At 52.1% G+C, this 24,252-nt stretch carries 25 protein-coding genes; 5 read left to right on the forward strand and 20 right to left on the reverse strand.

Annotated elements, in window-relative coordinates; genetic code table 11:
* Positions 1–81 precede the first annotated feature (81 nt).
* The 7 genes from gpmA to modE form a co-directional block, all read right to left on the reverse strand.
* Positions 82–834, reverse strand: a complete 753-nt coding sequence (gpmA, locus tag B9P82_RS01355; protein ID WP_003022999.1) for a 2,3-diphosphoglycerate-dependent phosphoglycerate mutase — start codon at positions 832–834, stop codon at positions 82–84.
* A 232-nt stretch (positions 835–1,066) separates the two neighbouring features.
* Entirely contained in the window at positions 1,067–2,107 is a 1,041-nt protein-coding gene (galM, locus tag B9P82_RS01365; protein ID WP_019076309.1) for a galactose-1-epimerase, read from the reverse strand.
* Positions 2,101–3,249, reverse strand: coding sequence for a galactokinase (galK, locus tag B9P82_RS01370; protein ID WP_080859023.1), 1,149 nt, complete (start codon positions 3,247–3,249; stop codon positions 2,101–2,103). Before galK ends, galM begins: the two co-directional genes overlap by 7 nt.
* A 3-nt stretch (positions 3,250–3,252) precedes the next feature.
* A complete protein-coding gene (gene galT / locus B9P82_RS01375) occupies positions 3,253–4,299 on the reverse strand; it encodes a galactose-1-phosphate uridylyltransferase (RefSeq protein WP_016156021.1) in 1,047 nt (348 codons plus the stop codon).
* A gap of 9 nt (positions 4,300–4,308) precedes the next feature.
* Complete coding sequence (gene galE, locus B9P82_RS01380; RefSeq protein WP_016152323.1) at positions 4,309–5,325, reverse strand: UDP-glucose 4-epimerase GalE; 1,017 nt, start codon at positions 5,323–5,325, stop codon at positions 4,309–4,311.
* Between the two features lie 217 nt (positions 5,326–5,542).
* Complete coding sequence (gene modF / locus B9P82_RS01385; protein WP_101699835.1) at positions 5,543–7,015, reverse strand: molybdate ABC transporter ATP-binding protein ModF; 1,473 nt, start codon at positions 7,013–7,015, stop codon at positions 5,543–5,545.
* A gap of 67 nt (positions 7,016–7,082) precedes the next feature.
* On the reverse strand, positions 7,083–7,871 hold the full coding sequence (gene modE / locus B9P82_RS01390) for a molybdenum-dependent transcriptional regulator (RefSeq protein ID WP_016152325.1): 789 nt from the start codon (positions 7,869–7,871) through the stop codon (positions 7,083–7,085).
* A gap of 130 nt (positions 7,872–8,001) precedes the next feature.
* On the opposite strand from modE, the gene B9P82_RS01395 reads away from it, so the two are divergent.
* From B9P82_RS01395 to modC, 4 genes are all read left to right on the forward strand, one after another.
* Positions 8,002–8,151, forward strand: a complete 150-nt coding sequence (locus B9P82_RS01395; protein WP_003023026.1) for an AcrZ family multidrug efflux pump-associated protein — start codon at positions 8,002–8,004, stop codon at positions 8,149–8,151.
* Positions 8,152–8,352: 201 nt separating this feature from the next.
* On the forward strand, positions 8,353–9,126 hold the full coding sequence (modA, locus tag B9P82_RS01405) for a molybdate ABC transporter substrate-binding protein (protein WP_016152326.1): 774 nt from the start codon (positions 8,353–8,355) through the stop codon (positions 9,124–9,126).
* Entirely contained in the window at positions 9,126–9,815 is a 690-nt protein-coding gene (gene modB, locus B9P82_RS01410; RefSeq protein ID WP_016152327.1) for a molybdate ABC transporter permease subunit, read from the forward strand. The genes modA and modB overlap by 1 nt, the downstream gene beginning before the upstream one ends.
* A gap of 2 nt (positions 9,816–9,817) precedes the next feature.
* On the forward strand, positions 9,818–10,876 hold the full coding sequence (modC, locus tag B9P82_RS01415) for a molybdenum ABC transporter ATP-binding protein ModC (RefSeq protein ID WP_016152328.1): 1,059 nt from the start codon (positions 9,818–9,820) through the stop codon (positions 10,874–10,876).
* Here modC and B9P82_RS01420 read toward each other — a convergent pair whose 3' ends face one another.
* Entirely contained in the window at positions 10,877–11,695 is an 819-nt protein-coding gene (locus B9P82_RS01420; RefSeq protein WP_019076314.1) for a pyridoxal phosphatase, read from the reverse strand.
* A 165-nt stretch (positions 11,696–11,860) separates the two neighbouring features.
* Here B9P82_RS01420 and pgl point away from each other — a divergent pair, with 165 nt between their 5' ends.
* Positions 11,861–12,856: a 6-phosphogluconolactonase gene (gene pgl, locus B9P82_RS01425; RefSeq protein ID WP_049042052.1), complete on the forward strand. Its 996-nt coding sequence runs from the start codon at positions 11,861–11,863 to the stop codon at positions 12,854–12,856.
* 82 nt (positions 12,857–12,938) lie between these two features.
* On the opposite strand, the gene B9P82_RS01430 is transcribed toward pgl, so the two are convergent.
* From B9P82_RS01430 to B9P82_RS01485, 12 genes are read right to left on the reverse strand one after another with little or no spacing between them, the layout of a single operon-like run.
* Positions 12,939–13,250: a hypothetical protein gene (locus B9P82_RS01430; protein WP_143704259.1), complete on the reverse strand. Its 312-nt coding sequence runs from the start codon at positions 13,248–13,250 to the stop codon at positions 12,939–12,941.
* A 29-nt stretch (positions 13,251–13,279) separates the two neighbouring features.
* The gene (locus B9P82_RS01435; protein ID WP_101699837.1) at positions 13,280–14,047 is read right to left on the reverse strand and encodes a hypothetical protein; all 768 of its coding nucleotides are present in this window, start codon (positions 14,045–14,047) and stop codon (positions 13,280–13,282) included.
* A gap of 14 nt (positions 14,048–14,061) precedes the next feature.
* Positions 14,062–14,838 (reverse strand): M23 family metallopeptidase, encoded by a 777-nt coding sequence (locus B9P82_RS01440; RefSeq protein ID WP_242672727.1) that lies wholly within the window; start codon positions 14,836–14,838, stop codon positions 14,062–14,064.
* 12 nt (positions 14,839–14,850) lie between these two features.
* Positions 14,851–15,648 (reverse strand): prepilin peptidase, encoded by a 798-nt coding sequence (locus tag B9P82_RS29310; RefSeq protein WP_101699838.1) that lies wholly within the window; start codon positions 15,646–15,648, stop codon positions 14,851–14,853.
* A gap of 12 nt (positions 15,649–15,660) precedes the next feature.
* Positions 15,661–16,698, reverse strand: a complete 1,038-nt coding sequence (locus B9P82_RS01450; protein ID WP_101699839.1) for a type II secretion system F family protein — start codon at positions 16,696–16,698, stop codon at positions 15,661–15,663.
* A complete protein-coding gene (locus B9P82_RS01455) occupies positions 16,682–18,211 on the reverse strand; it encodes an ATPase, T2SS/T4P/T4SS family (protein WP_101699840.1) in 1,530 nt (509 codons plus the stop codon). Before B9P82_RS01455 ends, B9P82_RS01450 begins: the two co-directional genes overlap by 17 nt.
* Positions 18,208–18,744: a hypothetical protein gene (locus B9P82_RS01460; RefSeq protein WP_016156032.1), complete on the reverse strand. Its 537-nt coding sequence runs from the start codon at positions 18,742–18,744 to the stop codon at positions 18,208–18,210. The genes B9P82_RS01455 and B9P82_RS01460 overlap by 4 nt, the downstream gene beginning before the upstream one ends.
* Entirely contained in the window at positions 18,726–19,580 is an 855-nt protein-coding gene (locus B9P82_RS01465; RefSeq protein ID WP_101699841.1) for a hypothetical protein, read from the reverse strand. Before B9P82_RS01465 ends, B9P82_RS01460 begins: the two co-directional genes overlap by 19 nt.
* Positions 19,581–19,584: 4 nt before the next feature.
* Positions 19,585–20,130 (reverse strand): hypothetical protein, encoded by a 546-nt coding sequence (locus B9P82_RS01470; RefSeq protein ID WP_016156034.1) that lies wholly within the window; start codon positions 20,128–20,130, stop codon positions 19,585–19,587.
* 7 nt (positions 20,131–20,137) lie between these two features.
* The gene (locus tag B9P82_RS01475; protein WP_101699842.1) at positions 20,138–21,580 is read right to left on the reverse strand and encodes a type II and III secretion system protein; all 1,443 of its coding nucleotides are present in this window, start codon (positions 21,578–21,580) and stop codon (positions 20,138–20,140) included.
* A gap of 20 nt (positions 21,581–21,600) precedes the next feature.
* Positions 21,601–22,056: a TcpQ domain-containing protein gene (locus B9P82_RS01480; protein ID WP_101699843.1), complete on the reverse strand. Its 456-nt coding sequence runs from the start codon at positions 22,054–22,056 to the stop codon at positions 21,601–21,603.
* Between the two features lie 16 nt (positions 22,057–22,072).
* Complete coding sequence (locus B9P82_RS01485) at positions 22,073–24,211, reverse strand: prepilin-type N-terminal cleavage/methylation domain-containing protein (RefSeq protein WP_101699844.1); 2,139 nt, start codon at positions 24,209–24,211, stop codon at positions 22,073–22,075.
* Positions 24,212–24,252 lie beyond the last annotated feature (41 nt).

Consider the following 24,252-nt stretch of genomic DNA (forward strand, 5'->3'; position numbering starts at 1 on the left):
TATCCGGCCTACATTTTCTGGTAGGGCCGAAATAAAAAAGCGTGGAGAAATCCACGCTTTTTCTTTAACTTACCGCGAAAATTACTTCGCTTTACCCTGGTTCGCAACGGCCGCCGCTTTTGCTGCGATCTCGTCAGCGTTACCCAGATAGTAGTGTTTGATCGGCTTGAAGTTTTCGTCGAACTCATACACCAGCGGTACGCCGGTCGGGATGTTCAGTTCAAGGATCTCATCTTCGCCCATGTTATCAAGGTATTTAACCAGCGCACGCAGAGAGTTACCGTGAGCGGCGATAATTACGCGCTCACCGCTTTTCATGCGCGGCAGAATGGTTTCATTCCAGTAAGGGATAACGCGATCGATGGTCAGCGCCAGGCTTTCGGTAACTGGTAACTCTTTGTCGGTCAGCTTCGCATAACGCGGATCGTGACCCGGGTAACGCTCGTCGTCTTTGGTCAGTTCCGGCGGGGTAACCGCAAAGCCGCGACGCCACTGCTTAACCTGCTCATCACCGTATTTTTCCGCGGTTTCTGCTTTGTTCAAACCCTGCAGCGCACCGTAATGGCGTTCGTTCAGTTTCCAGGATTTCTCAACCGGCAGCCAGGCCTGATCCAGTTCGTCCAGTACGTTCCACAGGGTGTGGATGGCACGTTTCAGCACAGAAGTATAAGCAAAATCGAAGCTGTAGCCTTCCTCTTTCAGCAGTTTTCCTGCCGCTTTTGCTTCGCCAACGCCTTTCTCGGACAGATCAACATCATACCAACCGGTAAAACGGTTTTCGTTGTTCCACTGACTTTCACCGTGACGTACCAGAACCAGCTTAGTTACAGCCATACATTCACTCCTATAAATCATATCGAATGATAATAATTCTCATTATATTGCCGTAATGTGTAAGCGGCAATGCTTACGCATAACCATAGCGAAAATAGCGCTACAGTGTAAGGTTCTTGTGAACTCAAGGTTGCGATTTTGTCTTTGAGTGGTGGGGATTTGAGCGGTTCTACTGTGATTAACAAGCACCAGGCCCGAAAAGTTACGTCATCGGGCCTGGGAGGGGAAACGATCAAGCTGGAATAAACTGATATTCCGTCACGCTGGCATACTCTTCACCCGGACGCAGGAAGCAATCCGCCTGTGGCCACTCAGGGTGGTTCGGGCTGTCCGGCAGAAATTCACTTTCCAGTGCCAGGCCTTGCCAGTCTTCGTAGGCCTCTGGCCCGCGGGAAGGCGTACCACCGAGGAAATTACCGGAGTAAAACTGCAATGCCGGGGCCGAGGTGTAGACCACCATCTGCAGTTTTTCATCCTGCGACCACAACTGAGCGACCGGCGTACGCGCATTGCCCTGTGCCTGAAGCAGGAAGGCGTGATCGTAACCTTTCACCTTACGCTGATCGTCATCGGCCAGAAATTCACTACTGATGATTTTAGGGGTGCGGAAATCGAACGTGCTACCGGCGACGGATTTCAGTCCATCATGCGGGATACCCATTTCGTCAACCGGTAAGTACTCGTCCGCCAGAATTTGCAGCTTATGCTGGCGCACATCCGTTTTATCGCCGTCGAGGTTAAAATAGACGTGATTTGTCAGATTCACCGGGCAGGGTTTATCGACCGTGGCACGATAAGTTATCGAAATACGATTATCATCAGTCAGGCGATACTGCGCGGTGGCGCAAAGATGGCCTGGGAAGCCCTGATCGCCATCGTCAGACGTTAAGGCGAACAGCACCTGACGGTCATTCTGATTGACTATCTGCCAGCGACGTTTGTCGAAACCGTCCGGTCCGCCGTGCAGTTGGTTATTGCCCTGACTTGGCAGTAATTCAACGGTTTCGCCAGCAAAGGTATATCGGCTGTTGGCGATACGGTTCGCGTAGCGGCCAATCGAAGCCCCCAGAAATGCAGCCTGTTCCGGGTATTGTTCCGGACTGGCGCAGCCGAGTAATGCTTCGCGCACGCTACCATCGCTAAGCGGAATACGCGCAGAGAGCAGGGTCGCGCCCCAGTCCATGAGCGTGACTACCATCCCTGCGTCATTGCGCAGGGTGAGCAGGCGAAACGGTTGACCGTCCGGAGCCTGCACGGGGATTTCGTTTAACATTGTCCGGCTCCTTGTGAAGGTTTGCAGACGTAGAATGTTTCTTTAATACCGGTTTTTGCCTCGTACTGTGTGGCGACAGCCTGCTGTACGGCAGGAACCAAATCTTGCGGGATCAGCGCCACGATGCAGCCGCCGAAGCCGCCGCCAGTCATCCGCACACCGCCTTTATCACCGATGGTCGCTTTGACAATCTCTACCAGCGTATCAATTTGCGGCACCGTGATTTCAAAGTCATCGCGCATTGAGGCGTGAGATTCCGCCATCAGCTGGCCCATGCGCAGCAGGTCGCCTTTTTCCAGTGCCTGTGCGGCTTCAACGGTACGCGCATTTTCCGTGATGACGTGGCGCACGCGTTTGGCAACAATCGGATCCAGCTCGTGGGCGACAGCGTTAAACGCTTCGAGGCTGACATCACGCAGCGCTGGCTGCTGGAAGAAACGCGCGCCAGTTTCACACTGTTCGCGACGGGTGTTGTATTCGCTACCGACCAGCGTGCGTTTAAAGTTGCTGTTGATGATCACCACCGCTACACCCTCGGGCATAGAAACGGCTTTGGTGCCCAGCGTACGGCAGTCGATCAGCAGCGCATGATCTTTCTTGCCAAGTGCGGAGATCAGCTGATCCATGATGCCGCAGTTACAACCGACAAACTGGTTTTCAGCTTCCTGGCCATTCAGGGCAATCTGCGCGCCGTCGAGCGGCAGATGATAGAGCTGCTGGAATACCGTACCAACAGCGACTTCCAGTGAGGCAGAAGAGCTTAAGCCCGCACCCTGCGGGACATTACCGCTGATCACCAGATCCGCGCCGCCAAAGGCGTTATTGCGCTTTTGCAGATGCTTTACCACGCCACGCACGTAGTTTGACCACTGCTGGCTGTCGTGGGCGATAATCGGCGCATCGAGAGAGAACTCATCAACCTGATTGTCGTAATCAGCGGCGATGACGCGTACTTTTCGATCGTCGCGCGCCGCGCAACTGATGACGGTTTGATAGTCGATGGCGCAGGGCAGAACGAAGCCGTCGTTATAATCGGTATGTTCGCCGATCAGGTTTACACGACCCGGTGCCTGAATAGTATGGGTGGCAGGGTAGCCAAACGTTTCTGTAAACAGAGATTGTGTTTTTTCTTTCAGACTCATTATTTACACTCCGGATTCGCGAAAATGGATGTCGCTGACCGCACGCAGTCGCTCAGCCGCTTGTTCTGCGGTCAGATCTCGCTGGGTTTCTGCCAGCATTTCATAACCGACCATAAATTTACGCACGGTCGCGGAACGCAGCAGCGGCGGGTAAAAGTGCGCGTGCAACTGCCAGTGTTCGTTTTCTTCACCGTTAAACGGCGCGCCGTGCCAGCCCATGGAGTAGGGGAATGAGCACTGGAACAGGTTGTCGTAACGACTGGTCAGTTTTTTCAACGCCAGCGCCAGGTCAGCACGCTGCTCGTTGGTCAAATCGGTAATACGCAGCACATGCGCTTTCGGCAGCAGCAGCGTTTCGAACGGCCACGCGGCCCAGTAAGGGACAACCGCCAGCCAGTGCTCAGTTTCAACGACCGTACGGCTGCCGTCTGCCAGTTCACGCTGGACGTAATCAACGAGCATCGGCGCGCCCTGTTCGGCGAAGTATGCTTTCTGTAGGCGATTTTCACGTTCAGCTTCGTTGGGCAAAAAGCTGTTGGCCCAAATTTGACCGTGCGGGTGCGGGTTCGAGCACCCCATCGCCGCGCCTTTATTCTCAAATACCTGCACCCAGGGATAGGTTTTCCCTAAGTCTTCGGTCTGCTCCTGCCACGTTTTTACGATTTCTGTCAGCGCAGGGACACTGAGTTCTGGCAGCGTTTTGCTGTGATCGGGGGAGAAGCAAATTACGCGGCTGGTACCGCGCGCGCTCTGGCAACGCATCAACGGATCGTGACTGTCTGGCGCGTCCGGGGTATCGGACATCAGCGCCGCAAAATCATTGGTAAAAACATAGGTTCCGGTGTAATCCGGATTTACATCACCGGTAACGCGCGTATTGCCAGCACACAGGAAACAGTCCGGGTCATGTGCAGGCAGTACCTGCTTAGACGGGGTTTCCTGCGCCCCTTGCCACGGGCGTTTGGCGCGATGCGGTGATACGAGGATCCACTGCCCGGTGAGCGGGTTAAAACGGCGATGTGGATGATCGACAGGATTGAATTGCGTCATGATTGGTCCTTAATCCGAATATCCTTGCGGGTGGCGTGACTGCCAGTGCCAGGTGTCTTGTGCCATTTCATCCAGTGTACGGGTCACGCGCCAGTTGAGCTCGCGATCGGCTTTGCTGGCATCTGCCCAGTAAGCCGGAAGATCGCCATCACGGCGCGGGGCGAAATGGTAATTAATGGGTTTACCGCAGGCTTTGCTGAAGGCGTTGACCACGTCCAGTACGCTGCTGCCGATGCCTGCTCCGAGGTTGTAAATATGCACACCCTGTTTGCCCGCCAGTTTTTCCATTGCGACGACGTGGCCGTCGGCGAGATCCATCACGTGGATGTAGTCGCGAACGCCGGTGCCATCTTCAGTTGGGTAGTCGTTGCCAAATATGGCAAGGGACTCGCGGCGGCCTACGGCAACTTGTGCGATGTAAGGCATCAGGTTGTTGGGAATACCTTGCGGATCTTCCCCCATATCGCCCGACGGATGAGCACCAACCGGGTTAAAGTAGCGCAGTAAGGCGATACTCCAGTCGGGGTGTGCTTTTTGCAGGTCGGTCAGGATTTGTTCTACCATCAGCTTGCTTTTGCCGTACGGACTTTGCGGCGTGCCGGTAGGGAAGCTTTCAACGTAAGGAATTTGCGGCTGATCTCCATAGACGGTCGCGGAGGAGCTGAAAATGAAGTTTTTCACGTTGGCGGCGCGCATTGCATTCACCAGACGCAGGGTGCCATTGACGTTGTTGTCATAGTACTCCAACGGCTTGGCAACGGATTCTCCAACGGCTTTTAAACCCGCAAAATGAATGACCGTGTCAATGGCATGATCGTGTAGAATTTCGGTTATCAGCGCTTCGTTACGGATATCCCCTTCCACGAAGGTCGGCTGCTTGCCACCTAAACGCTCAATGACGGGCAAAACGCTGCGTTTGCTGTTGCAGAGATTGTCCAGGATCACCACCTCGTGACCGTTTTTCAACAACTGCACGCAAGTGTGGCTTCCAATGTAACCGCTACCACCTGTAACCAATACTCTCATAATTCGCTCCGTTAAGCCTATGGTATGCAATAACCATAGCATAACAAAGATGCGAAAAGTGTGACATGGAATAAATTAGTGGAATCGTTTACACTCCATAAGTTTCACGCATTTTTAATGGTTATTTTATTTTAAATCATTATGTTAGGTTGCTATTTCAGCGTTTGTCTGAAAAAAAGCAGAAAAAAAGGGCGTGATAAACGCCCTGCAATGAAAACTAACGCAGAGACGTTAGTCGATAGGCGTAGATGTCGTTCTCGGGCACAAACTCCAGTCGATGGGTAATGCAGGCTGGGGCATCTTCGGCGTGGTGAGAGACGAACAGCAGTTGAGTTTCACCTTCACCGATTAGCACATCCACAAAACGGCGAATCAGTTGGCGATTGAGCGGATCTAACCCTTGCAAAGGCTCGTCAAGGATCAACAACGTCGGGTGTTTAACCAGCGCGCGAACAATCAGTGCCAGCCGCTGCTGTCCCCAGGAAAGACTATGAAATGGCGCATCCGCGGTACGTTTATCGAAGCCAAGGATATCCAGCCACTGTTGCACCAGCTTGTGCTGCCTGTCGGAAACGGCCTGATAGATGCCGATTGAATCAAAATAACCAGAGAGAATAACGTTGCGAACTGTGGTACTCACCCGGTAATCCAGATGCAGACTGCTGCTGACGTAGCCGATGTGTTTTTTGATATCCCAGATAGTTTCACCGCTGCCACGGCGACGGCCAAACAGGGTCAGGTCGTTGCTGTAGCCCTGGGGGTGATCGCCGGTGATTAAACTGAGCAGAGTTGATTTTCCCGCACCGTTGGGGCCGACGATTTGCCAGTGTTCCCCCGGATTTACCTGCCAGCTCAAATGGTGAAGGATAGGGCGATCGTTATACGAGACCGTGCCATCGTTAAGCACAATTCGCGGCTCGTTATCTGACAACGTACGGCGCACCGAAGGCTCATCCGGTTCAGGTAACTGAATTCCTTCCAGCCGCTCGCTATGGGCAAGCTGAGCGATTAATGCCTGTTGCAGAAGGTCGGTTTTTGCGCCGGTTTCTGTCAGCGTGCAATCGGCAAGTACGCCAGCAAACTGCACGAACTCGGGAATTTCATCAAAGCGGTTAAGTACCAGCACCAGCGTAAAGCCGGCCTGATGCAACTCAGCGAGCAGTTCTGCTAACTGACGGCGTGACGCTACGTCCAGCCCGTCAAAGGGCTCATCAAGGATCAGTAAATCCGGCGCGGACATTAACGCCTGACAGAGTAGGGTTTTGCGTGTTTCACCGGTGGAAAGGTATTTGAAACGCCTGTTGAGCAGGGAAGAAATGCCAAACTGCCGCGCCAACGCAGCGCAGCGGACGGGATCGTTGACCTCATCCTGGATGATTTCGGCGGTGGTGCGCCCGGTGTCGTCTTCACCGGGACTAAGAAGATCGGTGTTGTTTCGCTGCCACTCGTCGCTGACTAGCTTTTGTAGCTGCTCAAAGGAGAGTCGGGTAATACGCGTGAACTGACAGTGGCGCTCGCCTTTCAGAAGCGGCAGCTCTCCCGCCAGTGCGCGGGCCAGCGCGGATTTCCCGCTCCCGTTAGCGCCAACAAACGCCCAGCTATCACCCGCGTTTAACGTCAACGCATTTAACTGGAGCGTTTTTGTGTCGCTAAGACGAAACTTGCCTTGCGAAATTTGCAACGATGACATTTTGTATCCCATTATTTGCAGCGATTAATAACAGGGATACGTGTTCTTCAGGCTGATGTCAATCTACTCAGCACAGCGTGGCGATAATCACTCTGTCTGCATTAAACCAGGCGGTGACGTTAGCGCCTTCTTGCAGCGTTGCGGCGTCTTGGGCCGGAACGGTGGCGCACAGCGTCTGGCCGTCTGGCAACGTCATCAGCACTTCACACTGTTCCGCTCCACGTTCAATATGGCTAATCGTGCCCTGCAACTGGTTATCGGCGGCCTGAGCGATGGCATCGTCCTGAGTGATTCCCACCCACGGCGCTTTCAGCAGAATCAGTACTTCTTTGCCTTCCTCAAGACCCAGACGCTCGCCGCTTTGCGCAGTGATCGCCACTTTCAGGCGCGTTTCGCCATCGGCCAGCAGGACGTCGACATGCTGCTGGACCTGATCGTGGTCGCGGGCGGTGATTGTGCCAAACCATTGGTTACGGGCGCTGGTTTGCAGTGAAAATCGAGAGATAGCCGCCAGCAGGCTATTGAGCGGTAGCGCATCGTCATCGCTCAAAACATCAAAGGCTTTTTGTTGGATCTGCGCCAGCAAATCATACAACTGAATTAAGCGTTGGCCGTAGCGCGTTAATACCGCGCCGCCGCCGCCTTTGCCGCCTGTGGCGCGCTCAACCAGCGTTTGCTCGCTGAGTTGGTTCATTTCGTTAATCGCATCCCAGGCGCTTTTGTAGCTAATACCTGCATCCTTCGCGCCCTGACTGATGGAGCCGGAAAGCGCAATATGCTTAAGCAGAGAAATGCGACGGGGATCGGCAAACAGTTTTTGCTGAAGTTTCAGCGTAAGAAGGATTTCGGCCTGCATCACAAGCTCCTGGCAAAAAAGGGTATTGTGACGGAAAACCGTGCCTGAGCAAAGCCGACCGCACAAAAGGGGAGTGCTTTTCTGCGTTATGTGGTTAGAATACAGCTAAGGACTACATCTGGAGTTGACCATGTTAGAGTTATTGAAAAGTCTGGTATTCGCCGTAATCATGGTACCTGTGGTAATGGCCATCATTCTGGGTCTGATTTACGGACTGGGTGAAGTGTTCAACATTTTCTCCGGTATCGGTCAAAAAGACCAGTCCAGACAGAATCATTGATTCCCCAAACGCCCGCTCAGTCGGGCGTTTATATTTTTTACACCTTCCAACCCGTTTTCTCTGTCTACCGTTTCTCAAGATCCTGCTTTCCCTGCCGATATTTTCTTCGTGTAACCTCAAATTGGTATCAATAACCACTGGGAAAATCCTGGTTTAATCGTTATATTTGCGGCTACATAACGAAATGCAAAGGAGTTACAGATGGCACGTACATGGTTACGCTTGTTTGCCGGGGCAACACTTTCTCTTACTGTTGCCGGGCATGCGCTGGCGGATGAAGGAAAAATTACTGTTTTCGCAGCGGCTTCACTGACTAACGCGATGCAGGATATTGCGACGCAATACAAAAAAGAGAAGAACGTTGACGTTGTCTCTTCTTTTGCGTCTTCTTCCACGCTGGCGCGCCAGATTGAAGCAGGCGCTCCGGCCGATCTGTTTATCTCTGCCGATCAGAAATGGATGGATTACGCAGTAGACAAAAAATCGATTGATACCGCCACGCGTGAAACGCTGTTGGGTAACAGCCTGGTGGTTGTCGCACCGAAAGACAGTGCGCAGAAAGACTTCACCATCGACAGCAAAACCAACTGGACCCGTTTGTTAAATGGTGGGCGTCTGGCTGTTGGCGATCCGGAACATGTTCCGGCGGGCATTTATGCTAAAGAAGCGCTGCAAAAACTGGGGGCATGGGATACCCTGGCCCCGAAACTGGCACCTGCCGAAGATGTGCGCGGTGCGCTGGCGCTGGTAGAGCGTAACGAAGCGCCGCTGGGGATCGTCTATGGTTCCGATGCTGTCGCCAGCAAGGGTGTAAAAGTTGTTGCGACTTTCCCGGAAGATTCACACAAAAAAGTGGAATACCCTATCGCAATTGTTGATGGGCACAAAAACGCAACGGTCAGCGCGTTCTATGATTACCTGAAAGGGCCGCAGGCTGCTGAAATCTTTAAACGTTATGGATTTACGACCAAGTAATGATACTGACCGATCCTGAATGGCAGGCCGTTATACTGAGCCTGAAAGTTTCTTCCCTGGCTGTGTTGTTTAGTCTGCCGTTTGGGATCTTCTTTGCCTGGCTGCTTGTGCGATGCAAGTTCCCGGGCAAAGCGCTGCTCGACAGCGTTCTGCATTTGCCGCTGGTACTGCCGCCGGTCGTGGTGGGCTATCTGCTGTTGGTTGCCATGGGACGCCGCGGATTCATTGGCGAATGGCTGTACGACTGGTTTGGCATTACCTTTGCCTTTAGCTGGCGCGGTGCGGTACTGGCTGCGGCGGTGATGTCTTTCCCGCTTATGGTACGGGCTATTCGTCTGGCGCTGGAAGGTGTCGATGTCAAGCTGGAGCAGGCGGCCCGCACGCTGGGCGCTGGACGCTGGCGCGTATTTGTCACGATTACTTTACCGCTGATGCTACCTGGCATTATTGTCGGTACGGTGCTGGCGTTCGCGCGTTCCCTCGGGGAATTTGGCGCAACGATTACCTTTGTCTCCAATATTCCTGGCGAAACCCGCACTATCCCGTCGGCGATGTATACCCTGATCCAGACCCCCGGCGGCGAAAGCGCGGCGGCAAGGTTATGTATCATTTCTATTGTGTTAGCGCTGATTTCACTGCTGATTTCTGAATGGCTGGCGCGTATTAGCCGTGAACGGACGGGGCGGTAATCATGCTGGAACTTAATTTCTCCCAAACGCTGGGGACGCATTGCCTGACGCTCAACGAAACGCTGCCAGCCAGTGGGATCACCGCTATTTTTGGCGTTTCCGGCGCGGGTAAAACCTCGCTGATTAACGCCATCAGCGGCCTGACGCAGCCGCAGTCCGGGCGCATCGTGCTTAACGGACGGGTTTTGAACGACGTCGAGAACGGTATCTGTTTAACGCCCGAAAAACGCCGGGTGGGCTATGTTTTCCAGGATGCGCGCCTGTTTCCGCATTATAAAGTGCGCGGCAACCTGCGTTACGGTATGGCGAAAAGTATGGCCGGACAGTTTGATAAGCTGGTGGCCCTGTTGGGCATTGAATCGCTGCTTGACCGTCTGCCCGGCGGGCTTTCTGGCGGTGAAAAACAGCGCGTAGCCATCGGTCGGGCGCTGCTTACCGCGCCGGAACTGTTGTTGCTTGATGAGCCGTTAGCCTCGCTGGATATCCCGCGTAAGCGCGAACTGTTGCCTTACCTGCAACGCCTGGCGCGTGAAATTAATATTCCGATGCTGTACGTCAGCCACTCGCTCGATGAAATCTTGCACCTGGCTGACAAAGTGATGGTGCTGGAAAACGGGCAGGTCAAAGCGTTCGGATCGCTGGAAGATGTCTGGGGCAGCAGCGTGATGCACCCGTGGCTACCAAAGGAACAGCAAAGCAGCATTCTGAAAGTCAGCGTGCTGGAACATCATCCACATTACGCAATGACTGCACTGGCGCTTGGCGATCAGCATCTATGGGTCAATAAGCTGGATCAACCGCTGCAAACTGCGCTGCGTATTCGTATTCAGGCATCTGATGTTTCGCTGGTGCTTCAACCGCCGCAGCAGACCAGTATTCGTAACGTGCTGCGGGCGAAAGTCGCGCAGTGCTATGACGATAATGGTCAGGTGGAGGTTCAGCTTGAAGTGGGCGGTAAAACGCTGTGGGCGAGGATCAGCCCGTGGGCCAGGGATGAACTGGGTATCAAACCTGGCCTGTGGCTGTACGCGCAAATTAAAAGCGTGTCGATTACCGCGTGATTACAGCAGGTGGGAGTAGATAAATTTCGCGATGCTGTCGGTGGTGTTGTCACCAATTACTATGTTGGCGCGGGCTTTGACCGCGTCGTCGGCATTACCCATCGCCACGCCGGTACCTGCGGCTTCCAGCATGCTGATATCGTTAAAGTTGTCACCAAAGGCAATGACGTTTTCCATTGACCCGCCCTGTGCTTCAATCCACTGGGTAAGGCGTCGTCCTTTGCTGTTGCCTTTACGGGCAATGTCGACCTGATCGTGCCAGGACCATTCACACTCCAGCCCCAACTGTTGTTCAACATGCTTACCAAACTGCTGCAGTTTCGGAATATCTTCGTCGGTGAGGGCAAATTTCCAGACGGCGTTAACGTCATGTGCAGCCTGCGCCAGCGAAGGCACCTGGGTGAAGGTCGGGCGCTGTTCCGGCGGCAGGGTTTGCGCCCAGTTAGCGGTACGCACCACATGCCCGGTTGGGCGCTCATACAGCATGGCCTCATCCACATACATCAGCCCGTGGATCTGATGTTCATCCAGCATTTCGATCAGCTGTAATGCCTGGTTTACCGGAAGGGGATCGGATTCCAGTACCGTTTTTGCCTGATAATCATACAAGTAGGTGCCGTTGCAGCAAATTGCAGGTGTATCCAGCGCCAGTGCCTGATAAAAAGGATGAATAGCAACGTGATGGCGACCTGTGACAATGATAAGTTGGTATCCTGCTTCTCTGGCGCGCGCGAGCGCTTCAACAGAGGATGGCAGTAAGGTTTTTTTCGGAGTCAACAGGGTACCGTCTAAATCCAGGGCAATCACGCGTGCGGTCATAGTTATTTCCAGATTAAGGTTGAGAATTTTATCTACTGGAATGGTACACCGAGACGGGAGCCGGACAAAATTCTGCGCCTTAATTAAGCATTCACCGTTAAAAGCGTCTACCTTAGGCGTGTGTCAGGCAATTGCAGCCACCTGCCAAAAAGCAAAGGAGTATTCATGAAGCAAACCGTTTATACCGCCAGCCCTGAAAGTCAGCAAATCCACGTCTGGAGCCTGAATCATGATGGTTCTCTGACGCTGACGCAGGTGGTTGATGTGCCGGGTCAGGTACAACCGATGGTCGTCAGCCCGGATAAGCGCTACCTCTATGTTGGCGTGCGCCCGGAGTTTCGCGTGTTGGCTTACCGCATTGCGCCTGATGACGGTGCGCTGACCTTCGCGGCGGAGTCTGCGCTGCCGGGTAGCCCGACGCATATTTCTACCGATCATCAGGGACGTTTCGTGTTTGTCGGCTCTTATAACGCCGGGAGCGTGAGCGTCACGCGTCTGGAAGATGGCCTGCCGGTGGAACAGGTTGACGTGGTTGAAGGTCTGGACGGCTGCCACTCGGCCAACATCTCACCGGATAACCGTATCCTGTGGGTTCCGGCGTTGAAACAGGATCGTATCTGTCTGTTTGAGGTAAGCGATGATGGACATCTGGTGGCGCAGGAACCGGCTGAAGTGACCACCGTTGAAGGTGCTGGCCCGCGTCATATGACGTTCCATCCGAATAAGCAATTTGCCTACTGTGTGAATGAGCTGAACAGCTCCGTTGACGTCTGGGCGCTGAAAGATCCGTACGGCAAGATTGAGTGTGTGCAGACGCTGGATATGATGCCGGCTGATTTCACTGATACCCGTTGGGCAGCGGATATTCACATTACACCGGATGGTCGTCATCTGTACGCCTGTGACCGCACCGCAAGCCTGATTACGATCTTTAGCGTGTCTGAAGATGGCAGCGTGCTGACCAAAGAGGGTTTCCAGCCTACTGAAACTCAGCCGCGCGGTTTTAATATCGATCACAGCGGTAAATACCTGATTGCCGCCGGGCAAAAATCGCACCATATCGCGGTGTATGAGATTGCTGGCGAGCAGGGGCTGCTGGCAGAGAAGGGGCGTTATGCAGTGGGGCAGGGCCCGATGTGGGTCGTGGTGAACGCGTACTAACGCCATCAGTCAGAGCAGGAAAAGCCTGTTCAAAGATAAAAAGCGAGGTTCACATCCGTGTGAACCTCGCGGGGAAAATAAGTTATTTCAACGGATAAACACACTTAGCATCGGCCCAGGGGAAACATATTAAATCCGTCTTTTCTAATTTAAAATAAATCCCTGTAGTTTCAGGAAACTCCCAGTCTGGGTATTGATAATTATAGGAAAGCCCCACCTTGAGAACATCAATGTTCGTGAAATCGATTTCAGTTGCATCACCATGAATAGACGTAGCACCGACATCCCAATATCCCCCCGTATCTCTATTGGGGGGCGACGAAGGGAAAGTAGCCGCAAACATTTCCATCCCCATTCCTGGTTTGGCATGCCTATCCGTTCTTAATATCTTCATTTTCTTGCCCTGCCCCGTGGGAACATATTTCACAGCCGCAATAGGGAAGGTATAAAAGGCGTCCTTTTTAAACATTGTCTTATTTGTATGCTGGAAACCAATGACTTCAATAACGAGATATTCCAGATCGTTACTTGATATAAGTATGTCTTTAGGGACTTGATGTCCATCCTGGCCACCACAGAATCGACTGCCTGCTTTATCACAGGGGGCGTCGCTTTGGGAAAAAAGATCGCGGAAAGCCGGACATTAGGATCGTCCACCTCATCCTGCTTATTCGCCGGTGGATACTCGTAACCGCCATAGCGATGTTTAAAGAACCGTGTCACTCTGTTAAATTTATCGGGGACCTTGCCCTGAATATAAATACCATTGTCAATCTCGAGATAACTATAAACCAAACCTTCAAGGTGTTCTGACGAAGCCTCCGAATTACCTCTAAGTTTGTCTCTACCGTTATCACATTGCCTTTCCTCTTTAAATGGACAACGCGGTAAATTTGGTGCAGTAACACTAAGATTATTACGACCTTTATCCTGATCGTACCCTTTCGTTTTCCAGTACACGTTCACGCCAAACGATTGTATAGCATCAGTACTAAATTGCCGACTAAAGTTATCTGCCGTTACCCGAACGGTAAAATAATGCGGCCCCAGCGAGGCCGACGTGCGTGTCAGAAAACCAAAATTTGCGCTGACGTCTTTTCCTGAATTGGGAGCATTATTCGAAGATATTGCACTTGTGCTAAAAAGCAGCATTGCCGAGATCAGCCCTGCCGATAAAACAGTCCTTTTCATTTGTCACTCCCTCTTTATGCGACGGAAATAATCTGATATTTACCACTGCGCAACAGCACGACCTGATAGTCGCCAAACACCATACTGCCTGGTGCCACGGTGCGCGTTTTGTTGTTAAACCGGACGGTAATCCGGGTTCCGCCCGGTCCCTGAGAAACCAGCACCACCCGAGGTTGAGCGTCGGATTTTTCTTCCGTGGACGCCCGCCCGGCGCGCGCCAGCATCGGGGTGTTGTTCAGCAAGGGCTGCGGGTCGAGCGCCACGCCCCGCCAGGCAATTTCCAGGTGCAGATGGGGACCGGTGCTAAAACCGCTGCTGCCGGATGCGGCGATCTCTTCGCCCGCCGTCAGCTTTTCGCCTTTTCGCACCCGTGTAGAGGCGAGATGAAAATAGCGGCTCTGCCAGCCGTCCGCATGACGGAGTGTGATAAAGTACCCGGTGCCGCGACCGTAGCCGCTCTCCACCACTTCGCCGTCGGCAATTGCATGCACGCTGCTGCCGAATGGCACAGGAATATCCATCCCTTTATGCTGCATCATGCGCCCCAGCACAGGGTGCAGGCGTTGTCCAAATCCTGAGCTGATCTGGCGCTTCGCCACGGGCCAGATAAAGCGTACCGGGGCGTTATCATCATCCACCGCCGCAGCGCTGGACGATATCTGCAGGTTCTCTTCTGACCACACTTGCGCCGCCTGTAATGACGGAACGAAAGCCTGCTGCCAGGCCTGCTCGCAGCTGGTCGTCGCCAGCGGCGCTATTGTCAGCCATACGCTCCATATCAGACACGACACGATCGACCCCCGTCAGAGCAGAAGTAAAAACGCGACCAGCGCGATAGCCGGACCGAACGGAATATAAAAGCGATGTTTGTCATCCTCTTGCGCATAAAAGAACCGCACGCAGGCGTAAAACAGCAGCCCGGCCAGCGCCGAAAAGCAGAGTAATTCCGGCAGGCGCTGCCAGCCAAGCCATGCCCCGCAGGCGGCGTAGAGCTTGACGTCGCCGTAACCCAGACCGTCACGTTTGCATAATGTCTCCCACAGCTTCATCACGCTCCACAACAGAAGCCAGGCGGCGGCGACGCCATAAACCGCGTCCTTCACCCGCACCATGGAGTAGCCCGATGCAGCAAGCAGTAGCCCGCCCCAGAGCACGGTGAAGACCAGCGCGTCTGGCAGAATCAGATGTTTAAAATCGATAACCGCCGCGCTGTAGAGCACCATAAACAACAGCGCATATGCCAGCGCGAGCTGAGGAGACCATTGCGGCAGGTAAAACCAGGCCAGCGCCCCCCATACCAGCCCCATCGCCAGTTCAGAAACCGGATAAATAACCGGGATCGCAATGCCGCACTGGCGGCATTTGCCCTTCAGTAACAGCCAACTGAGAACCGGAATATTATCCCAGGGCTTAATATCCGATTTACAGGCAGGGCAGTGCGACGGCGGCCACCACAAATTAACAGCCGCCCCTTCTGAATCATCCTCATCTATTACGCCAAGCATCAGCGGCAGACGATAAATAATCACGTTGGCTAAGCTGCCAAACAGCAATCCAAGTGGGATAAAAATAGCCACCATCCATGGCATTAACAGTTCCATGATTTAATTTTCCTAAAAAGAACCGCTGGCGCCCATCGCCGCCAGCTTGTCGCTGAGCGCAAACAACGCGGCAAAAACCCAAATAACGCAACCGCCTAATATCAGCGTGGAGAGCGCTCTTAATAACCCGGAAAGTTTAGTGATATATTCCCGAATGTGTTCACGTGATTTATTCGATACCGCCAGCAGCACCTCATTAAACGAAGGTAGCGCGGCGTAAAGGCTGATATTGAGCAGCGTTTCCGTGTTCAGTAAACCCGAGTTGAGCGCTTCACCATAGCTGACGCCCGCCGCCATTTTCTTCTGCATCCCGGCCAGGTGCCAGCGCAGCCAGCGGCTGGAGTTCAGGCTAATAATGCTGAGCGCATCGTTGAGCGGAATGCCGTTTTTTAACATCAGCGCCAGGTTGTTGAGAAAAATAGAGGCAGTCAACTGCTTATACGTTGAGAACGGCATAATTCGGTCAAGAAACTGATTACGAATATTCCCGGTCATTTTGCCCATTGCTATTTTGATCACGGTAACCAGCGCAATAAATCCAATGAGGATATATATCCACAGCCCTTTACACAGCGCCATCCCAAAAATATAGAGCGCGCGGGTGACGCCAGGCCATTTCTCAACGGGTACCACGCTTTCAAAAGCCGGGAACACCTTATAGGCATAACCCGCAATTACCACCAGCGACAGGACCAGCATAATGAGCGGGAAGGTGATGGCACCGACAATTTTCTTGCGCAGCTCGTCGTTATAATTAATCACGTTTACCAGGGTGATAAAACCGTCGGCCAGGCTGCCGCTGCGTTCCGCCGCGTTAATTACGCTCAGTTCAGATTCAGGGACCAGCCCCTCGAAAACCATCGCAATGGAGGTGGTTTTCGCCATTTTGCTTGTCAGCTCTTCCAGACGTTTAGCAAATCCTTTGCCGAGCAGTTTTTCCCCTTCCGCGCGTAATTTTTGCAACGCGTCATATAGCGGAAGCTCAGCGTTAATCATGTCTGCGCAAAACTGATAAAGATAAATACGCTGTTTCTTACCGAATTTTTTCAACTATTACCTCCAGTTCTTCATGAACGACTTGTCCAAATTCCATTTGAAACCAGGTCGCGCACACGCGTCCCTGAAGTACCGCCGCCATCGTTTTTTCTTTAATTTCGAATCCTTCGCTCAGGCCGGTCTGTTTTAATCGCTTCGCGCGCCAGACGGTATAAACTTTAAGCCATTTCTGTTCAGCAATGGCCTCCAGCTCGTCATACACCGGCAGCAAATACTCCATCACCAACTGGCGTCCGCCAATACCGGTATGTTTGCAGGCCGGACAGCCTTCAGCGTTTTTTTCATAAAGCTGGAATTCTCGTCCCTTAATGGCGGTGGTCCGTAACGACGTTTTACACTGCGGGCACAGTACTGGTATTAGCTTCTGGCACTGTAAGCCCGCAATAAAGCCCGGCGTTGAAAGCTTATCGCTGGTAATCCCGAGCGCGGATAAGCGTTGCAATAACGAAACGATGTTACCTGCGTGCACGGTGGTAAAGCAGTAGTGACCACTTTCCACCGCCCCGGCCAGCGCGTTAGAAGAGATATTGTCGCGAATTTCCCCCACCATCAGTACGTCCGGGTCGCGACGCAGCGAGGATTTGATCGCCGAATGGAATCCTCCGGATTCGCCGCTTAATACCGAACTTTGCGTCGCGCCATAGATCTGATATTCGACCGGATCTTCTACGGTCAGAAAACAGCCGCGATTGTCATAGCGGTTGATCTGCATCCACTCCATCAGATTTTTCAGGGTAGTGGATTTTCCCGAACCGGTTGTTCCGGCAATAATATAAGCCCCGTAGGGGTTGCTCAGGATCCTTTTGAGGTCGCTAATTTCCTCATCGGAAACGCCAAGCTTATCCAGGCTCGCGACGCTGGCTCTGTCCAGACCCGATGGAATAATACGCAATACCGCGTGATAGCAATCGCTGGTCTCGCCAAATATCGGATAGTGCGCATAGCGGAAGCGGTAGCTTTTCCCCGCCAGCGAATAGAGGATATTGGCGTTTTGCGCAATATTGCGGTTCCAGGTGGTGTCGCGGGTGCTTGCCTCAACGTTGTAGAGCACGAACACCAGCTCATCGCAGCGTGACGCCTTCATCTGTATAAACGGACAAAGCACGCCGTTAATGCGCAGCTCAATATTCGCCACCATATCATTACGCGTGATATGCAGGTCGCTGGCCTTCAACGCCACGGCCTTTTTCAGCATCTCTTCCAGCGCAAGCTGTGTGTTACTGCTTTCCTGCTCAAGCAGCTTACTTCCTGCCGACAGCAGCTGTTCAACGATCAGGTAATAATTTTTCTCAGTAACCTGCGCTATTCCCTTAACCTGAATATTATGGGAAACCTGCAGGCGGTGGCACACCGCCTGCATTGGCGCCAGATTATCAATCAAAGGCGTGGATACCAGTAACCAGGCTTCATCCGCATGTTCAGCAACCAGAATATCGCTGTCATACTCCTGGAATTGCCACTCCTGAGAATGAATGTTCTCCTCGTTAAACTGGATATAATCGATCACTTACCCACAACCTCGACCGTCACGTCATTTGCCTGGTTATGACGCGCAATATAGTCATAACCGCCGTAGCTAAAACGCTGATTCAGCGGCACCATCTTCACGCCGCCGTCGGCGCCGGCAATCGCCACGCGTTTTTGACCCGCGATTTCGGAAATCAGCAGCGGCCGCAGCCCAGGCGCAGATTCTGACGTTGCTCCTGGGGAAGCGCTAATATCATCCATTGTGCTGGCGGTGCTCACCGGCATAACCGCTACGCTATCCGCCTTTTTCTCACCGCGTAGCTTACGCAGCTCGCTGCGGACTTTTTCCAGCGCAAGCTGATTCACCAGCTCACGGTACTGGCTCTCGAAGTTGAAATCTTTTTCTATCATCTCAACAACGTGATCCTGCATCGGCGATACGTCGCTTAACGGCGGCGTGCCTTCCGCTTGTACAACCTCCTGCGCAGGGATGATTTCTGCCGTATCTGCGGCGTAAAGAGCAGGTGAAAGCGTCAACACTATTCCCGCAATAATTAATTTCCCTTTTTGCATGCCAGTCCTCCGGTAACAAGCGTTGATTTTTCATTGAATACGATTGATTTGATAATAAACGCGTCGGCAAAGGGTTGCTTATTCAACACCAGCGACACGCCCGAGATATCCATTTGGGTCGGTGAGGTGATCGTCCAACCGGCGAACAGCATGCCGAATGACGTTACCGCACTTTTCAGCTCGCTTTCATTTTTCTCGACGGCAGAGGAGGGCATCCCCGTTAATACCAGTTCAGTATTTCGTCCGCCTAATGAGTTCCAGGTGCTGATATAACTTAATACATCGGTACAGACCGGCAGATTGACCGTGTTTTTACTCTGCCAGGCGCTGAGCCATGGGTGTTTATTCATCCCGGACTCAACGCCCGTATAGTCCAGCGTGTTTTTTGAAAAACTGGGCGACCAGGTTTTGCCCCAGAGATTAATATCGGCCACGCTAAATATCCGCCCTGGATTCAGCGCATAGCTGAGTGAACAGCCCGTACTGATACATTCAATACTTTTTGGCGCAAAGCCCACCTGCGACAGTTTTTTATTCGCCAGCAAGAGCTGCTCCAGCAGCAGGCTGGCATCAGAAATGCTGCCGCCCGTGAGCGAGTTGCGATAAAAATCTTCGATAGCTTTGATTTTTTGCTGGCGGGCAGCCTGTTCAGCCTGGACTCTGGCCAATCGTTCCTGCTCCGGTTTCCAGATAAAATAGTAATAGCCTGACCCGCCGCCGCCAGCTAATAAAATCAGTAGCGTAACGACCCAGACGATAATATTACCTCCTCGCCCGGTAGAACCGCCCCCTATATTACGACGCTTCCAGAAATAGAGATTTTCAGAGACCGCCACGTTCTCATCCTTTTATAAATAATTTCAGTAGTGTCATAAACACCAGTAAAAATACGATGCCGCCTGCTATCAGAACGCCGATCATCATCTGTCGCCGCTTTTTCTGCCGCCGTTGATGTTCAGTACAGCCTTCAATCACCGCCTCAATGTGCTGTTCCGTTAACTGAATTAACGGTAGCTCCGCATACTGTGGCGATTCTTTCAGCTGTTCTTTCAGCTTCATCCAGAAGCGTCTGGAGACCAGACGATCGCTGCCCGAAACGGGAACACCGTGCGAGATAATCAGGAAATAGCAGCTTTCCGCCTGCTCATAATAATAAATACCGTCACCGTACAGGGCTTTCATCCACAGGGCGAAAGGCTCATATAAGGTGGAGTGTTTGGTACAGAAACCCGTAACCATTTCCCCTTCATCAGACTGGCCCGTTAACTGGCGATGGGTTCGCCGCAAATGTGATAACCAGTCAAGATAATAAGGCTCGTGAGAGGCAGGCTCGTAGCTCCAGACCAGATCAATTAATACCCGATTTTCTGATAAGTGCTTAAGCATGATGCCCTCATCGGGTCTGCGTTGGGGCACGGTAATTATCAATACCGACTACCATCACCACGGTTTCGACATGATCGCTGTTGGTAACCGAGCCTGCCAGCACCGACCATCCCTGACCGTCAGAATCCTCTTTCGCTTCGTATTTGCTGACCAGCAGCAGGCTACCCGGCGTAATTGTGGAAATGTTAAACATTTCCGTCGTGCTTACCGACGGCAGTTGAACTTCATCAAAGGTATCGATTGAGTTGAGGTAGCGCTTGGTAAAGCCGCTGGCCACTTCAATTCGCCCGTCCGTTAAGATACGCGGGGTAAGAATAAAGCTGGTACCAGTGACCAGTTCCGTGGTTTCCACCTCCGTACTGACGTCTCCTGAATTGGAATCTTCTTCCCTGGTGCGACTGGAGACATAATATTGCGACGTGGTCATGTTGAGTGGAATAGGGATGTTATTGCGGGTAATAAACGAACCGCTCTGGATCACCTTACTGCCGGTGAGTTCGTACAGGGCATCCAGTTGAGAGCTGATATTCATATGCTGATTGGTCCAGCCTGCGGTTAAGCCTCCGGAGAGCTTCATCAGCATTTCTGAGCTGTCGATACCAAAAGAGGAGGTCCCGTCGTTGAAGGTCATATTGACCCCACCGCCCAGCTCTTTCGTTTTGCGCTTATCAAGGGTAAATATTTTGTAAGTCACGACAAACTGACGGGTATTATCCGCCTGGAATTTCTTCAGCGACTCATTCAGCGCGTGATACTCTGAAGGGCGCGCGGTGATCGTCAGAATCGAGGCGTCTTTAAAAATGCTGTAAACGCCGCTGGAGACAAATTTTTCTGCCATATCCTCAACGTCGTCCCAGAAGCTGGATGAAAATTTGGTCTCGGCTTTGCCTTTCAGACCGCCGCTGGAGGTGGCTTGATTACCGGACAGATCGAGACTGGTCTCAAACTTATTCTCTTCGCCGTAAAAATCGAGCTTCAGCACATAGTTCTGGAAATAAGAGACGACCAGCACGCCGTTGTTATCCAGCACTGGGTTCACGTCATATAGCGCGGAAATATAGCGGGTAAATTCCTCAAACGTTCCGTTGAACTTAACGCTACGGAACTCCGGTTCCCCCGCATCCGATTTTCCACCGGGAATGGAAGTATTAATACGGTAGCTAATACCGGTTTGCGCGGTCACCGCCTCAAGAATTGTCGCCAGATCGGTAGGCTCGTAAGACTGAATACTCACCTGCTTACGCAGCAGCGCCTGTTTACGGGAGTTATATTCAACCTTTTTGCCCAGATAAGGCTCGTTATATTTTATATAACCGGTCGTTTTCATCTCATCCGGAGTGGTCGGGTTGCCGGTTTCCTGCTGGACAATACTTTTATCGTATTTGGTATCAATAGACGTACAACCCTGAAGAGCCAGCGTCAACGCCAGAAGCGAAACTTTAATTTTCATAGCATTATTCCCTTGCTTAATTACTGCTCATCAATGATCAGTACGTTATTCGCCTGGTAGTCTTTAATCACCAGCCCGTAGTTTTCTGACGTAAATACTTGTCCAAGTTTAACCAGCACATCCTGTATTGATTTACCCTGCAAATGAATTGCCTTGTAAATAACAAAATCAGTTGAGCTGTTCCAGAGCAGCTTATAGCCATTTTGCTGCGCCCATTTTGTGAGCTGCTGGCTTAATAACTCCTCTTCCAGTAAATCAATTTTTATTTCCACTACTGGCGCACTGACAGGTGCGACGCTTTTCACCGTATCATCCCCTGAAAAGGGATTTCGCGGCGTGGTTGTACTTTCTTTCACTGGCGTGGTGGTTAACATCCCTGCGTCAATTTTTTGCCCGGCTGGTGCGCTGGCGGCAAAACTTCCCTGGCTGCCTAATAATGCGGACACGGCAGCCCCAATTATCCATGTTTTTTTCATCTTACTCTTCCAATGATTAATAGGTGATTCTTTCATGGTCCGGAATATCAAGTTCATTACCGTTTTCTTTGTAAAACTTAAGATCGTTATCTTCCGCAACAAGAGAATGGAGCACATACTTATTCGGTACCGCCTCACTCCAGGCGTAACCTTCGGATGAAATCATTCCCCCTTGCGGGATCGTGCTGCACCACTGGTTAATCACCACTGAGAGAGACTGCGGATTCATTTTATTGATACCATCACCATCGGGATTAATCATTGCCGAGGTGGCGCTGATTAACCAGAAGGGGGCGGGGTCGTCCTTGGTACCTGCACCTTTGAACCAGTCTTCCGCGATCCAGTCCTCAAAGGTTCCGTTTTTGTCCCTTTTCACCGGATCGTTGGCAGGGGCTGCAGTATCTTTGTTAATCACAATATTGGCCTGGATCGCAACACCCGCTACCGCCCCCACTTTGTTGCGGGTTTTAACGGTATTCAAACGCGTTGCCCCCTGCTGGGTGTAGTCAGTATAACCAGTGTCTGTTTCAGCATTCTCATCTGCCGCGACCGATGATATGGCGACCGACAGGCGGGGATAGAGGCTTCGCAGCGTGGTGTTACCGTCTTTATCGATACCGGTGACTTTAGGACACGTTTGCAACGGTAAACGAATTACGCCCGGCTCACTTAAGAGACCAGCGTAATTTGTAATATCATTTGCGGCTGTATAAATAGTATCAGCCCCTGTCGGACCTTTACCCTGCGGATAATCGTTTTTAAATGACTGATAAAAGGTGGTGGTGGGCGTCACCAGCTCATACTGACCACTGAAGGCATCAGAAAATACGCGTTCGGCATTATCACCACCCTGTTTGCCATCCTTAAGCGCATTCGCCTCTGCTTGATCGTAAGCCACATGCCATTTTTCCGGATGCTTGCGCGAGGTATTTTCCATCACGATATTGGCGTACAGCGTGCCGGTGGTGCCTTTGAGTGAACTTGGTGAAGCAGGTTCCACCTCGCTACCGTCTGTTTTATCCGCGCTGGTACGCAGATGCAGAATGCGATCGTCCGGGTTATCCGTGCCAGGATTGACGCCGTTGCTGTTCATTGCCGCCAGGCATAGCGTGCTCTTGTTTTGCTCTCTGCTCCAGCACATCGCCGGTTCGTTTTTATCTTTGCCTTCCGCATCGCTGCTGGTAATCAGCAGGCGGTCTTCATCAATCGCCGTAATGCACGGTCCAGCCTCGTCTTTGGCATCGTTCCAGCACAGTTTGGCAGTTGGAATAGAACCATCGGCTGCAATATCTTCACTGCTTTTGTCTAAGCTTAAGCGAATGCCGTAACGTTTATTTGTATTGAGCCTGTCCATATGATTGGGAACGTCCCCCATCTGCAGCGGTTGGCCTGCGGCCGTTGTTACCAGGCTAAAATTACCGTTACCCTCGATTTCAAACACCACCGCCTGCAGATAGCCGAGATCAACGCTTTTCAGCGCTTTTTCCAGCGGCTTAATAAATCCGGCAAAATGGAGACCTTCGTTCTCGGCCTCTGTCTGGTAGGTGAGGTAGAAATCGACACGTTCAATACCTGGCCCGCTGGTGCCTGCTTGCCGAATGTTGTTGACGAAGTCCACGCGTTCCAGCATCAGATCCAGCGATTCGGCGCCAGGGCGCAGTTCACACGGCAGCATGGACTCCGCAAGGGCGAAGGGTAGTTTTCCTTTATTTTTACATTCACTACCCAGAAACAGATAGCGAGAACCCCGGGTCGGTGACACCTGGGCTTGCGTTGATACACCAACAGACCAGCCGGAATAAAACTTGTCTGTATCCGTATTGGGATAGGGTTGATCCTGTAATGTTTTATTGGTGACGCGATTATCATAATTCGCGATGGCGACGTTAGTATTTTTCGTCCCGAATAGTGGGTTGGCTTCTTCACCGCCACCCAGAACATTCAATTTATTTTGCGCAATAAAGCGCATTACGCCAGAAATATCACGGACGATCATATCAGCGACAATAAGCTGGTGACTTTGCTGTGCTTCTTTTCGTTTATAATTTGCATAAGTCATCAGACACATGCCGATAATGGCAAGCACAAGAATCATTTCAAGAAGGGTGACACCTGCCTGCGGGCGAACGTTTTTTTTGAGGTATTTGTACGACATTTTTCCGTCCGTGGTATAAACAATGCCCCCATATACATGGG

The organism is Citrobacter sp. L55 (assembly GCF_002850715.1).
In the GTDB taxonomy this organism is placed as follows: Bacteria; Pseudomonadota; Gammaproteobacteria; order Enterobacterales; family Enterobacteriaceae; genus Citrobacter; species Citrobacter braakii.

What these genes read in the sequence shown, in the direction of transcription:
- gpmA (WP_003022999.1), bottom strand. Translation starts at nt 834, where the DNA reads ATGGCTGTAACTAAGCTGGTTCTGGTACGTCACGGTGAAAGTCAGTGG.
- galM (WP_019076309.1), bottom strand. Translation starts at nt 2,107, where the DNA reads ATGTTAAACGAAATCCCCGTGCAGGCTCCGGACGGTCAACCGTTTCGC.
- galK (WP_080859023.1), bottom strand. Translation starts at nt 3,249, where the DNA reads ATGAGTCTGAAAGAAAAAACACAATCTCTGTTTACAGAAACGTTTGGC.
- galT (WP_016156021.1), bottom strand. Translation starts at nt 4,299, where the DNA reads ATGACGCAATTCAATCCTGTCGATCATCCACATCGCCGTTTTAACCCG.
- galE (WP_016152323.1), bottom strand. Translation starts at nt 5,325, where the DNA reads ATGAGAGTATTGGTTACAGGTGGTAGCGGTTACATTGGAAGCCACACT.
- modF (WP_101699835.1), bottom strand. Translation starts at nt 7,015, where the DNA reads ATGTCATCGTTGCAAATTTCGCAAGGCAAGTTTCGTCTTAGCGACACA.
- modE (WP_016152325.1), bottom strand. Translation starts at nt 7,871, where the DNA reads ATGCAGGCCGAAATCCTTCTTACGCTGAAACTTCAGCAAAAACTGTTT.
- B9P82_RS01395 (WP_003023026.1), top strand. Translation starts at nt 8,002, where the DNA reads ATGTTAGAGTTATTGAAAAGTCTGGTATTCGCCGTAATCATGGTACCT.
- modA (WP_016152326.1), top strand. Translation starts at nt 8,353, where the DNA reads ATGGCACGTACATGGTTACGCTTGTTTGCCGGGGCAACACTTTCTCTT.
- modB (WP_016152327.1), top strand. Translation starts at nt 9,126, where the DNA reads ATGATACTGACCGATCCTGAATGGCAGGCCGTTATACTGAGCCTGAAA.
- modC (WP_016152328.1), top strand. Translation starts at nt 9,818, where the DNA reads ATGCTGGAACTTAATTTCTCCCAAACGCTGGGGACGCATTGCCTGACG.
- B9P82_RS01420 (WP_019076314.1), bottom strand. Translation starts at nt 11,695, where the DNA reads ATGACCGCACGCGTGATTGCCCTGGATTTAGACGGTACCCTGTTGACT.
- pgl (WP_049042052.1), top strand. Translation starts at nt 11,861, where the DNA reads ATGAAGCAAACCGTTTATACCGCCAGCCCTGAAAGTCAGCAAATCCAC.
- B9P82_RS01430 (WP_143704259.1), bottom strand. Translation starts at nt 13,250, where the DNA reads ATGAAGATATTAAGAACGGATAGGCATGCCAAACCAGGAATGGGGATG.
- B9P82_RS01435 (WP_101699837.1), bottom strand. Translation starts at nt 14,047, where the DNA reads ATGAAAAGGACTGTTTTATCGGCAGGGCTGATCTCGGCAATGCTGCTT.
- B9P82_RS29310 (WP_101699838.1), bottom strand. Translation starts at nt 15,648, where the DNA reads ATGGAACTGTTAATGCCATGGATGGTGGCTATTTTTATCCCACTTGGA.
- B9P82_RS01460 (WP_016156032.1), bottom strand. Translation starts at nt 18,744, where the DNA reads ATGCAAAAAGGGAAATTAATTATTGCGGGAATAGTGTTGACGCTTTCA.
- B9P82_RS01470 (WP_016156034.1), bottom strand. Translation starts at nt 20,130, where the DNA reads ATGCTTAAGCACTTATCAGAAAATCGGGTATTAATTGATCTGGTCTGG.
- B9P82_RS01475 (WP_101699842.1), bottom strand. Translation starts at nt 21,580, where the DNA reads ATGAAAATTAAAGTTTCGCTTCTGGCGTTGACGCTGGCTCTTCAGGGT.
- B9P82_RS01480 (WP_101699843.1), bottom strand. Translation starts at nt 22,056, where the DNA reads ATGAAAAAAACATGGATAATTGGGGCTGCCGTGTCCGCATTATTAGGC.
- B9P82_RS01485 (WP_101699844.1), bottom strand. Translation starts at nt 24,211, where the DNA reads ATGTCGTACAAATACCTCAAAAAAAACGTTCGCCCGCAGGCAGGTGTC.